Annotated in this window: 6 protein-coding genes, 1 pseudogene and 1 riboswitch; of the genes and pseudogenes, 2 read left to right on the top strand and 5 right to left on the bottom strand. The window is 30.3% G+C overall.

The features are described 5' to 3' along the window. Positions 1–62: 62 nt before the first annotated feature. The 3 genes from KTF99_RS16190 to KTF99_RS16180 all read right to left on the bottom strand — a co-directional run bounded on the left by KTF99_RS16190 (position 63) and on the right by KTF99_RS16180 (position 4,209). Positions 63–980, bottom strand: a complete 918-nt coding sequence (locus KTF99_RS16190) for a glycyl-radical enzyme activating protein (protein WP_217215649.1) — start codon at positions 978–980, stop codon at positions 63–65. Further along, on the bottom strand, positions 967–3,321 hold the full coding sequence (locus tag KTF99_RS16185; RefSeq protein ID WP_217215647.1) for a glycyl radical protein: 2,355 nt from the start codon (positions 3,319–3,321) through the stop codon (positions 967–969). Before KTF99_RS16185 ends, KTF99_RS16190 begins: the two co-directional genes overlap by 14 nt. A 126-nt stretch (positions 3,322–3,447) precedes the next feature. After that, entirely contained in the window at positions 3,448–4,209 is a 762-nt protein-coding gene (locus KTF99_RS16180; RefSeq protein ID WP_008792019.1) for a DeoR/GlpR family DNA-binding transcription regulator, read from the bottom strand. A 289-nt stretch (positions 4,210–4,498) separates the two neighbouring features. On the opposite strand from KTF99_RS16180, the gene KTF99_RS16175 reads away from it, so the two are divergent. Together KTF99_RS16175 and KTF99_RS17715 are read left to right on the top strand one after the other, a co-directional pair. Continuing rightward, a complete protein-coding gene (locus KTF99_RS16175) occupies positions 4,499–4,816 on the top strand; it encodes a hypothetical protein (RefSeq protein WP_008792020.1) in 318 nt (105 codons plus the stop codon). A gap of 495 nt (positions 4,817–5,311) precedes the next feature. Further along, a pseudogene (locus KTF99_RS17715) lies at positions 5,312–5,416 on the top strand (LytR/AlgR family response regulator transcription factor); the annotation flags it as partial. Between the two features lie 56 nt (positions 5,417–5,472). On the opposite strand, the gene KTF99_RS16170 reads toward KTF99_RS17715, so the two are convergent. Both KTF99_RS16170 and KTF99_RS16165 read right to left on the bottom strand, forming a co-directional pair. Next, a complete protein-coding gene (locus KTF99_RS16170; protein ID WP_008792022.1) occupies positions 5,473–6,711 on the bottom strand; it encodes a hypothetical protein in 1,239 nt (412 codons plus the stop codon). Then, a complete protein-coding gene (locus tag KTF99_RS16165; RefSeq protein WP_029481590.1) occupies positions 6,711–11,930 on the bottom strand; it encodes a M60 family metallopeptidase in 5,220 nt (1,739 codons plus the stop codon). The genes KTF99_RS16170 and KTF99_RS16165 overlap by 1 nt, the downstream gene beginning before the upstream one ends. 154 nt (positions 11,931–12,084) lie before the next feature. Further along, a riboswitch (cyclic di-GMP riboswitch) is annotated at positions 12,085–12,170 on the bottom strand. Positions 12,171–12,673 lie beyond the last annotated feature (503 nt).

Below are 12,673 nucleotides of genomic sequence, written 5' to 3'. Positions count from 1 at the left end.
TAGCATCTTTAATTTCCTCTAAATTCACAGTATCAATAATAAATTCCATTTTTATCTTCTCCTTATTCTATGATTAAATTTTTTAAACCTGTTTGATAAACTAACTGATGAAAATGTTCCATCTGTTCTTTATCAAACATCTTCAATTGTTTATCAACTTCATATTCCAGATCAACTAATTCATATTTTGCAAAAGCTAATGGATTGTAGTTCAACAATTCGTATTTAACTTCTGGATAAATATTAACAAGAAAATTTGCAATACTTTTTATATTATGATCAGTCGCCGTCATTGTCGGTATCAATGGTGTTCTGATTATAACTTTGTTTCTATATTCACTTTCTAAAATATATTCAATATGCTGTTTTATCATTTTTGATGAAACGTTAGTTAATTCCATGTGTCTCTTTTCATCAAAAACTTTTAAATCAATATATATTAAATCAAGATATGGGAGTATTTTTTTGATTAATTCTAATGATCCATACATAGTTGTTTCAATCGCAGTATGAATTTTCTCTTCTTGACAAGCTTTTAAAATCTCATACAAGAATTCTCCTTGCATAAGCGGTTCCCCTCCAGAGAATGTCACACCACCATCATCTCTAAAAAACACCCTATCTTCCTTGATTTTTTCCATTAATTGTTTTATATCATACGCTTCACTATCATAACGAATAGCATTACCTGGACAAGCTTTTACCAAATTATCAAAAGTTCCTTCATATTGCAAATTGAAATACGGACGATTATTTTCATATTTAATTTGATTTTTTTTAGAAAACTCCACACATCTTTGACAATGAATACAACTATTTTCAAAATATATTGGTCTTCTTTGAGATGATAATCCTTCTGGATTTTGACACCATTTGCACCTTAATGGACAGCCTTTAAAAAAAACTGTTGTTCTTAATCCATATCCGTCATGAACAGCAAATCTTTTGACATCAAATACTAAAGCTTTAGATGTCTTCATAAGCCGTCCTTTCAATAATCTCATCTTGCAGCTTACCAGCCAGTTCTACAAAATAAGCTGTATATCCTGCAACCCGAATCGTTAATGACCTATGTTGTTCTGGATGAAGCTTCGCATCCAACAAATCTTCACGTCGTACTACATTGAATTGAATATGTGGAATTTTTAAATCTACAAATGCTCTTAAAAAGTTTTCAAATTTCATCATTCCTGTTTCAGTTTTAAAAAACTCTGGTAAAAATTTCATATTTAACAAGCCCCCATTTGTTGTATACGAATCCTTCATACGTGATACCGATTTTAAAACTGCAGTTGGTCCTGCCATATCTCTTCCATAAACTGGTGACATTCCACCATCAGCTAATGGTGTCAAAGCATTTCTACCATCAGGTGATGCACCTACATTTTCACCCATTGGAACATGAGCACTTACTGTATACATTCCGGTATGATATAGACCACCGCGATAATTTGTATAATCTTTCATTCTTTCCCTAAAATAACCAGCCCATTTAGCACCTAATTCATCGACCCATTTTACATCATTGCCATACTTCGGTACTTTATTTAAAAGCATCGTTTGGATGATTTCATATCCTTTAAAATCTGCTTGTAATGCTTCTAATAATTCATGTCTGGTAATCATCTTTTTGTCATATACGAGTTCCTTGATTGCTGCAAGTGAATCAGCTAAATTTGCAATTTGTATCATCTGGATCCCTGAAAGATTGTATTTTGCCCCACCACGTGTTACATCTACTCCCTTTTCTAAACAAGAATCAATGACCGTTGATAAAAAAGCTGTCGGCAAGCAATCTTGATGAGCTTTTTCTACAACAATCTCAGCTTTCATCATTTTTTCTATAAAATAATCAATTTGTTTTTGAAAAGCATTTTCCAAATCCTCAAAACTCTCATAGGTTTCAATACTTCCAAGATCCAAACCTATTGGTTCATTAGTTAAAAGACATTTTCCATGATTCATAGTTAATTCCAGCGCTTTATTTAAATTGAACATTGCAGCATCAGACCAGCCCAAATTGTTTCCATGTGTCGTTAATTCAACACATCCAACAATTGCATAATTTCTTGCATCTTTTTCTTCAATACCTAAATCTTTAATCATACTATTTACAATTGCCTCATCATTAAAGAACTGTGGCATCCCACTACCTTTAGCAACTACTTTGATTGCTTCCTGTATTAGTTCATGTGAAGAATTTTTATTTAATCTTACTGATAAATTAGGTTGTGGTAATCCTAGATGGTATTGTGCTTTTAATAACAGTAGTGATAACTCATTATGAATATCGCATCCATTTTCATCAATTCCACCAATCGCTATATTAAATCCGATTGGAAAACCAGCAAAATATTTTGCACTGTGCTGATTCCTCAAATACACAATTTGATTAAACTTTAACCACAAACACTCTAATATTTCTAATGCCTCTTGCTTTGATATAATTCCTTTTTCAATATCTTTTTGATAATAAGGATAAAGATATTGATCCATTCTTCCAGGAGAAAATGATGATGCATTAGACTCCATGTGTAGAACAACAAATAAAAACCAAAGTGATTGTACAGCCTCATGAAATGACTGAGCAGGTCGACTAGCAAGATTTGCACAAATGTCTGCAACCCTTTGTAAAGATTTCTTATTATCATCTTCCAGACTTTCCAACATTGTCAAAATATAATCATGATAACGCATCATAAAATGGCAGACACCTTCTAAAACAATAATTGTACATTCATAAAATTCCTTTTGATTTTCATCACAATTTTTTAACTTTTCATAAGCTTTTGTCATCAATCCTTTTGGTCCAAGCTCTAGCCAAGTCTTCGTATCTGGACAAATGTGTCCTTGAGCATGATCTTTTTGATTAATTTTAACAACTTTAGCAATTGCATTAATTTCCTCACCATAATTCTCTTTTATGACATCTTCCAATGAATGGTCTTGCCAATATGAATAAATTATCTCCTTAAATTCTTTTACATCTTCCTTTTTTATTCGGAATTTATCTTGTGGTCTTGTTGGTAAAGTCTCAAACTCTTTGTTAACCCAAGAACATCCACTTTCTGGAAATACTACTCCGTACCTAACACCTTTAGTGCGATTCCCAACAATCAACTCTTCTTTTTCTACGCCAATTTCTAATTCTTCTAATGCTGCTTTCAAAGATAACGCTCTTTTTTTAGGAATTGATAAGCTTTCATTTTCTTGATAAATCCTCGTTATAATTCGTGCCTGTTCAATTGAAACATAACGTGGTTCATTTAACATTTTTTCCTTTAATAAAATAATTCTTGGAGTTTGTTCTAAATTATCCATAGCTAATTCTCCTCATCTCATTTTTTATCGTTTTTTATTGTTTGTAATTGAATTATAATACATATACAATATTTTTCAATATATTTTCAATAAAAAATAATAAAAAAGTGGCTTTAAACCACTTTATCATAAAATATCTAATCCATATTTATTAATAAGTTCCCGTTGTTGAAGCGTTACCGCCTTTTCACAAATAATTCCCGTAAAATCATCTATATGAGAAAAAACATAATTCCCGTCTAATTTTAATTTTGCCGTTTCAGCCAACATATAACTCTTTTTACTAGAATTAATCACTTGCTTTTTAGTTAATCCATCATCGATATCATAAGTTGTAATATTTCCTGAATGTAAGTCAATTCCAACCACACCTAAAAATGACAAGTCAAATTTATAACTCTTTATTTGGTCTATAGTAATTGCACCTAAGAATCCGTCTTTAGGATTATTAAATTCTCCACCAATAAAAATCAATCTTGCTCGACATTCACCTCTAAAAATATTGATCAATTCAATCATATTAGTTACAACCGTTACGTTCATATCACGCTGATAGATAAGTTTTGCCAACTCAATATTAATTGTTGAAATTCCTAAAAAAACCATTGTTCCCGGCTCAATTATTTCAACTGCTTTTTGAGCAATAAGCTTCTTTTCAGGTGAATTTAAACCAATTCGCTCACCGACATTAACACGATGAAGATTAGTTCGTATCTGTGTTGCTCCACCATGAATTCTCTTTAATTTTCCATTTTTTTCTAGTATTGTTAAATCTTTACGAATACAATCTTCGGTTACATTAAAATCCTTACTTAAATCTCTAACTCTTACTTGCCCTTCTAAATCTAGTTTAGCAATAATCTGATTATGCCGTTCTTGTTGTAACATCATGATCATCCCTTCTTTGTTAGTATTATGCCATTATTTAAAATAAAATACAATGACTATAAAATTTATAAATATGCCTAATACTTTTCAGCCCCTTTTTTAACTATCTTTTTATCCACTGTTTAGGTTATACTTAAGTAATTGAGGTCAAAGTTATTAATAAAATTATTAAACGTAATAAAATGATAAGTGTAAGGAGGGATTATTATTAAAACAATTGGCTGTTTAGTAAGTCACAAACGAATTTTAGTTGAATTTATTATTAGTATTTTGGGTCTGGATCTACTCTATGCCATTTTTTCAAACACATTCAAAAAGCTTAATTTTTTATCTACAAAATCCAGAATTGTATTCACCGACCATTATTTTTATGATGATTGCAATAATCATTGTCACTGCCGGTTACGGAAATCGACAAATTATTGTCATTGATAAAAAATATTTTAAATATTGCAGTAATCAAAATTTATGGTTTAATTACCAACAATTTTACCGCATTATTTTTAACTGGGAACCAACATTTGACATTCAAATACCGCTAGTTAATATTGCAAAGATTGCCCTATCATACAGTGATATTTATATACTATGCAATCAAATTTATTGAGGCTCAAGGCGTTAAAATCCAGGATTCCTATCACTTAAAAGAAGCTTTAGCTAATAAAGACATGCGTTTTGCTGAATATATTGAAAAAACAAGTAATCATTTTTAAAGAAATTACATCTATTCATGACCTGAAAAAAATTTTTCTCCACCCAAAATGGATAGACACTCAATTATATTTATCATTGATAATCAAGAATTAGTGTTCCTTTCATTAAGTTACCATCCTTTATGCTTTATTGGAAAAAAATGATTTAGAAACAGAGCTTAATCACGCTATTTCTTTGTTATTAAACCTGCATAAAAATATTGAACAAATTTTAACTTTTAAAATTGGGTATTCTTATATTCAAATAAAAATCAATCAAATAATTTGGATTGAATCATTAGTTACTATTTAATTATCCACACTCAGCTTGGTCAATATAAATTTCGAAAAAACTTAGTCAATTACTCGATGAATTAGCTGTTAATCAATTTATTTAAGTTCACAAGAGCTATATTGTTAATCAAAACCACATTGTTATTCGAAAAAGTAATGAAATAGTTTTAAAAAATAAAATAGCTATTCCGATTGGTCGGAAATTTAAAAATACTAATTAAAATAAAAAAGAGAAATAGAAATGCCTATTTAGCATAATTTCTCTTTTTCGTTATAACTACTTTTGTTTATTTACTTCTCTTCTTTTCATTTCTAAAATTCCAATAATCACTAACAATGAAGCTGCCATAAAAATCATTGGTAACATTGATGAAGTGTCATCACCAGTTTTAACAATAGAATTATTTAATACATCTGGATCTTTATTTACTTCTGCTTGTGTATAGTCCTTAGCGACTAATGTATAGATTGAAAAACGATCAGTCTCAAAAGTAATAATATTTTCATTTGCTAAGCTAGATTTTAAGCCATTAGCTTCATTATCGTGCAGTCTAACTATTCCAAATTGACGGTTTTTCTTAATAAATTCACTAGGAATTGTCATAGATAATTTGATTGGAGACGCCATTTCACTAATTTCTACACCATTTATTTCTGGGATGATCACGTCATCTTTTGAATAAGCTGTAGCCGTAATAGAAATATCGTAATAAGCTAATATTTTCGCTCCATCCTCTAAAACTTTTTCAATCTTATCTTTCTGATCTATCGTTATGTCACTTTCTGTTAGATTTTTCAATGAAAGTTGAGCTTTAATAACAGTTCCCTCAGGTAAATTTCCTAAAATTTCTGCATAGTGTTTATTTAAATAACTCATCACGCTTGTTTGAACTACTTTTTGCGATTCTTCAGCAAGCTCTAATTTACTCCCACCTAAGTGCTCAACCACAGTTTCTACAGTTATTTTATCAGCAGGATCTTGTCCATTATCTCCTGAGTCACCACCAGACACACTTGATAATATTACTGCTGGACAATCGAATTCTATACTATTTTCAGCTTTATCATTTACATATACATATGTAATTTTTGCTGGTGTAAATTCTATTTCAAAATCTTTATTACTATCAATTCTAATTGTTCCTAAAGTAATCTCTTGCTGTTCAAATAACTTAGTTTTATTCGATAATAACAAATCAATTTTATTTTCGGAAAGATTATAATCATATATTGAAGCTAGTTTCTTTAATCCTTCGTCCAACATAAATGCATTTTGATATTCTTGAATTGATTTTGACGTATTAATAGATAAATGCATCGTTGCAATTTGACGTTCAAACATTTCTTGACTTAAATGTAGTTTTACTGTCAACTCATCGCCAGCTTGATTAGGTGTCAAAATAATATGTGGCTTATCTGTTGTAATTTCGTGTTCATTATCATTAATAGCATAAATATTAGTTGATAAAGATAAACACATTACTACAGCTATAAAAAATTGAAATATTTTTTTCATTATTTACCACCTCTCTTTTGATTTCCGATTGTGATTGAAGGTAATTCAGTTGGAATTTTCACTTCAAAAGAATCACTTACTAAACGTTGACCAGCATTTGTTTGAGCATCGTTAACGCGATACAACTCTGGTTTAATTGAGCCAGGAAGTTCAACTTTAACAAAATTTCCTTCATCATCTTGATATCCAAAGCTATTTTCTATGATTTTTCCATTTTCATCAGTTTCAGGAATTAAATAATAAATCCAAGTTCCTTCACTAACATCAGCTAGATCCCCATCTCCAGGATCTTCTGCAAAAATAGCTTGATAGCCACTTAAAATTTCATCTTTATTATATCTTAATTCCACAACATTATAAGCTGGATTTCCAGCATATGTTCCTGTAAAGATCAATGATCCCTTTGGAATTGTATTATTTGCATCTAGTTTATAATCACCGCTTAATATACCAATACTATTTTCTTGCGACATATCAATATTATCACCTGTTGGTCCTAAGACATCAATTTCCGATAAACTAATATCATTTTCATCAACAGCAACAATCTTAATATAACTACTTGAATATGAAACCAATGATTTATTATTTTCTAATTCATCATTAACAATCTGGCTAAAATATAATTTATTTTCTTCACCTGTTTTTAATGAGTCTTCTTTTACTAAAGTCCAGTTGTCCTTATCATCACTTACATAAATCTGTACTTGATTAAATGATGGGTTGGTTAATTTAACCCCGGTTATGTCAGCCAAAGTATTTAGTGAAACAATAAATTCACCTTGTTTTGTATCTGTACTCCCTTTATAAACATTTTGATAATTGTTATCAATTAAATCGTTTACTGCTTTTTGTTCTGGTAAACATGGTGTTGAATCTTCATCACCAACTGCTTCATCATTATCTGAAATAAGATTAGTTTCAATCAGCCATTGATTTTTATCAAGACTTCCATCATGAGAAATTTTGATTGGTTTTAAAGTCAACTCTGCAGTTCGATTTAATAATTTATCATATCCAATGATTGAATAAGTAAAAACACGATTATTAACAGTTGAAACAGTATCTGTAAATGTTGTTTCACCAGTTTCTGCATTTACAAATCCAACTGCTTGACCGTTTCTTAAAATTTCATAACCTAACATTGCTCCATCAACTTTATTTGTGTTAGAAATAGTTAATGTTACTTGATTACTATTTTTGTCATTTGATAATGATGCATTAATTTCAGTGTCTACAGACATTCTAGCTTTACCATCTAAACGATAAGCCATTGAATCGTCATCTAAATATTGTATTTTATCTGTTTCTGCTTCAAATTGGCTAATAAATGCTTTAGTTTCTTCATTTGGAATAATTCCCCATGCTGTAAAGAAATCTGTTAAATCTTTGTTAGCTGCTGCTGAAGCTAAACGTACAAAGTTTTGTTGAGCATCACTGTTTAATTTTAATGCAGTACCACCTTCAGGAATATTCACCTTCCCAGGATTACGAGCATAATAATCTACTCGAGCAAAGAACAATGAATTTAATTGTTCCTCGTGTGAATCATATAATTTATAATGATAATTTTGATCATAAGCTAAATGTAATTGCCAATACATTGCCAATTGTGTAAAGACATTACTTGACATTCCAACCGTATTTGAAGTTACTTTTTCATAAACATCTGGATATTTAAATCTTGTTGTATCATTAGAATCACGATTTTGTGATAATAATGAGAAATAGTTATTAGTTATTTCTGCAATTGCATAACTTCCTTGATTAATGTTATGTCCAATTTCATGGGCAATTCCCCAACCAAATAAAGAACCCGATAAATATTTTCCATTTTCTGCTGCTTCAAATGGAATTCCATTTGATAAACCAGATACTGAACCCCATTCAATTCCGATATGATTTCCACCAGCGTACATAAAAGCACCAGCAAACATTCTTTGATAACGGATATTTAAATGCTGAGCAGGATAGCGATCATTAATAGCAGCTGCATTTTCATTAAGCCCCTTATTTTGATAGAATAATTCCATCATTTGATCCATTGCATTTAATGAATTTAATAATTGATTTGCCTTTTCATCTAATGTTGTACCTTTTAAACCAGCCATGATTTGTTTACCTGATACTGAGTACAGCATATGATCAAGCATAATCTCAGTAGCTCCTAAAATACAATTTTTCTCGTCATAATCATAGTTAACACTATTGTCATCACGATGAAGTTCTTCGTGTTTTGAAGCCATTTTATTAATTTGTGTTTGTAAACTTTGAAGATAAGTTTTTACTTTTTCTAATCGTTCATTTTCATCACTAACTTGATATAAATCTAATGTAGCAATCTTTTCACCGCCTGATACTCTAACAGCAATCTTTTCATTAGAATTACCAGTATATTGAACATACACAGATCCACCTTTTTCAACTCCGATAGACTGTAATTCTTTCATACTGATTTCATTTTTACCAACTTTTAAGCTAATTGGACTACTAACAAACGAAGCTGATTCAGCATGATATTGCGAATATACAAGTTGTAAATTCACAGCTTGTCCATTACGTTTTCCTTCTTGACCTACATAAACGATAAATGTATCACCAGGATATGTAACATATCCTAACGGTTGCCAAGAGTTTAATCCTCCAAATCCAAGGTTTCCTTGTTTACTTGCTGCAATTCCATTATGAATCTCTTGAATATTTTGTAGTGCAGTTCCCTCAACAACTTGTCTTGCTTGATTAAGCTCTAACTGAATTAAATCTTTAAATGGATGTAATTCTTGGGATACCTCGTCAAGTGTATTCAATCTAGTTTGTAAATCATCAAGCGTTGTAGAAGTAACATCATCTCTTACAGTTAAATGGAATGAATCTGTAAATAAAGCATTGACATCTTCTTCTAATGAATCATAGTAATAAAAATTAAACTCTGAAATACGCATTGTTCGATTTGAACTTTGTACTCCAAATCTAACTTTATTAGTTTTTATTGGTTTCGCAAGATGAGCGATAAAATAAATTCTTCCGTTATCATCTGTTTTTCTTCTGAAAGCATCGATCGAAGCATCTACTTCTTTACCACTTTCATCATAATATGAAATTCCAATATTATTAATACTACTATCATTAACTGGTCCAGCAAATGAAATATAGTTCATTTCATAGGTATCATCAAATTCAAACGTCAAACGCCAATTACGGTGATAACTAACTCCAAAATCCCAGTCATTGATTTGTAGATAAGAATCATAGTTATCATCTACTAAAGCTAAAGCGCTATTAGTTGTCGTACTCACTTCATCTAACGGGCTATTTACGATTTCTGTAACTCCATTATTTCCGTAGTAAACATTATTGATATGATTTGATAATTTCCCTTCACCATTTGAAGTATTAAGCAATTTATATTGTGGTAATTGAGCAGGTAAAATATTAACCGTCGTTGCTTCACTTACTAAAGAAGCTGGCCCTGTACCTTTTTTATTATTACCAGTAACATATACTTCATATTTAGTATTATCCTTTAAAGAAGTGATTGTATATGAGGTTCCTTCGTATTTACTTACAGCCTCAATATACTCGCCATTCCCCTTTTCACGATAAAAAACATTGTAAGAATCTGTACTCTTCATATCTTTCCAAGATACATTAATCGAGCGATAAGCACCAACTGCTTTTACATTATCAGGTGCATCAGGAACTTTTGAAGCTTGTGGTGTAGCCTCAACTGCAGCTGAATAATCTGATTCCCAAAGTGAATTTTTATCAGCATCATTAATCGCTTTAACACTAATTTTATATGTTTTACCATTTAATAGATCTTTATCGTTAAATGATTTTAAATTAAATGAATTGACATTAGAGGCATGCTCCTCAGTCTTACCATTATAGGTTATTTTTACTTTATAACCTGTAACGTTATTTAATGCATCCCACTTAATATAGAGTTCTTCATCTAACTCATCAACTGTAATTCCTGTCGGAATATCTAATTTTGGGGCAGGAATATGATCTTCCATCCCATTTAAAAACTCTACTTTAGAAATTTCTGCTAATGATTTAGAAGATGTTCCTGTTACTTTAATCGTAACTTTTTTTACTGCAATTTGAGTTCCTAAATCAATTACAATTGATCCATCAGCCTGAACGATTGCTTGTCGTGAAGCCATGCGAGCACGTGATTTAGCTGTACTGATAACTGCTTCTATCTCTTCTCCATTCTCAGCGACAACAATTACACTACCTTCTGTTATTGCATTTTCTTTAGTGCCTTGAATCGTCAACTGTGTAACTGCTACTGGCTTTTTAACTTCAAGACTCATTTGAATCGGATTACTTTGTGAAATTTCTTCATCTTTTTCCGGCTTTAACTTAAGCGTTTCTTCTTGAGCTGTCTCACTAAAAATATTTTCTATTTTTCCCTCTAAAGTTCCTTGTAACTCATCATTATTTAATGAGACATTGTTTACTAACAATGGCTGAGTTTCAATAACTGGTTCCAATCTTGTAACTTGAGTAGTTCCATTATCACTATAAGCATATGTAAAAGTGTGTAAATCTAATAAATCAATTTTATTATTATCATCAATATCTAATAAAGAATTAGAACTATCATTATTAAAAATGGCAGTAGATAATATTTTTTTATCTTTGCTATCAATTTTACCATCCTTATTAAAATCACCATATGCAAATGTACCAAATCCATTGCCTTCAATATTATCAGCAACTGAGTTTGTATTGACATACTTTACAGTAGTTTCACTGTTATTAACAACAACCTCTTTACTAACAGTTTCATAACCATCACCTTGAATTGTTAAAGTATATGTTCCATTAACAATATTCTTAAATTCAAAGATTTGACTATTTTCTTTAGTCGAATCTAATTCTCCAGTGTAAGTTTGTTCAATATTAGCTAATTGTGCTGACAAAGTACTAATATTCTTTTTAAAATACTGCGTATTAATAATCAGTTTTACTTTACCCGTTATTGAAGAATTCTTAACATCAGCTGTTTTTTCTGGCGACGTTGATTCATTATTAACTGTTTTTTCATTAGTTATCATTGAAGAATCGTTTTCATTTTTTGTTGATTCACCATTTGTAACTGATGTAGTTATTTCTTGCCCCTGACTTTCATTATCAGCATAAATAGTTAACTGTGTTGACCCCAGCAAAACAACTACGACAAGAAAAAAAGCAAGTATTTTCTTCATTGTAATTCTCCTTTCCTATTTGTTATTTTTGTCCATTTAATGGGCTTAACTCGCATTGCAAATCAATGTTACGTTATTTATTTTTACTGTGCTGTTTCTATTTTATGCGCACAAAAAAAATGCACACATAAAAATAGCGTACACATACACGAATGAATGCAACTGGCTGCCATATCATAATTGATGAAGGCCCTATAGCTTTGCGTACTTCTTTTTTCAAAGAGTTTGCCATATTTATGAACGCCATGATTATACAATGACTATGTGATAATGTCAAAAAGTTTGCTTAAAAAATGTATTATAAAAAAAACAATTTTATTTTCACTAAAAAAACCTCCAAAACCAAAATAATCACCTTTATATCATGTTATTTTTATTCCAACTCCTCTACTATTTTAAAATCATATTTTTACATATATTAAAAATCAACTCATAAAAGGTGTTTTATCCTTTGAGTTATTGAACTAATAACAACTTTTTGAAAATAAATACAATTTCCCAGGTAATAAATTTCGATATTTATTTTATATAACAAAAAAATGACTAGTTAAATAAGCTGGTCATCTTTTCGTTATATTATTTATTACAGTTAATCACCGATTAAAAGACTAATTTCTTTATTTTCCCAATAATATTATCAACTTAAGACCAGATCTTTTAAACAATTTATCAATTAGAATTGAAGCCTCAAAGGCAGTCCCGGATGTCCTGAATTTGCCTTTTCAACAGTATCAGCGCATAAT

The organism is Erysipelatoclostridium sp. MSK.7.34 (assembly GCF_019041935.1).
GTDB classification, from domain to species: domain Bacteria; phylum Bacillota_I; class Bacilli_A; order Erysipelotrichales; family Coprobacillaceae; genus Thomasclavelia; species Thomasclavelia ramosa.
The sequence above is the reverse complement of the archived record's forward strand: the minus strand, read 5'-3'. Positions and strand labels throughout refer to the sequence as shown.

What these genes read in the sequence shown, in the direction of transcription:
- KTF99_RS16190 (WP_217215649.1), bottom strand. Translation starts at nt 980, where the DNA reads ATGAAGACATCTAAAGCTTTAGTATTTGATGTCAAAAGATTTGCTGTT.
- KTF99_RS16185 (WP_217215647.1), bottom strand. Translation starts at nt 3,321, where the DNA reads ATGGATAATTTAGAACAAACTCCAAGAATTATTTTATTAAAGGAAAAA.
- KTF99_RS16180 (WP_008792019.1), bottom strand. Translation starts at nt 4,209, where the DNA reads ATGTTACAACAAGAACGGCATAATCAGATTATTGCTAAACTAGATTTA.
- KTF99_RS16175 (WP_008792020.1), top strand. Translation starts at nt 4,499, where the DNA reads ATGCCATTTTTTCAAACACATTCAAAAAGCTTAATTTTTTATCTACAA.
- KTF99_RS16170 (WP_008792022.1), bottom strand. Translation starts at nt 6,711, where the DNA reads ATGAAAAAAATATTTCAATTTTTTATAGCTGTAGTAATGTGTTTATCT.
- KTF99_RS16165 (WP_029481590.1), bottom strand. Translation starts at nt 11,930, where the DNA reads ATGAAGAAAATACTTGCTTTTTTTCTTGTCGTAGTTGTTTTGCTGGGG.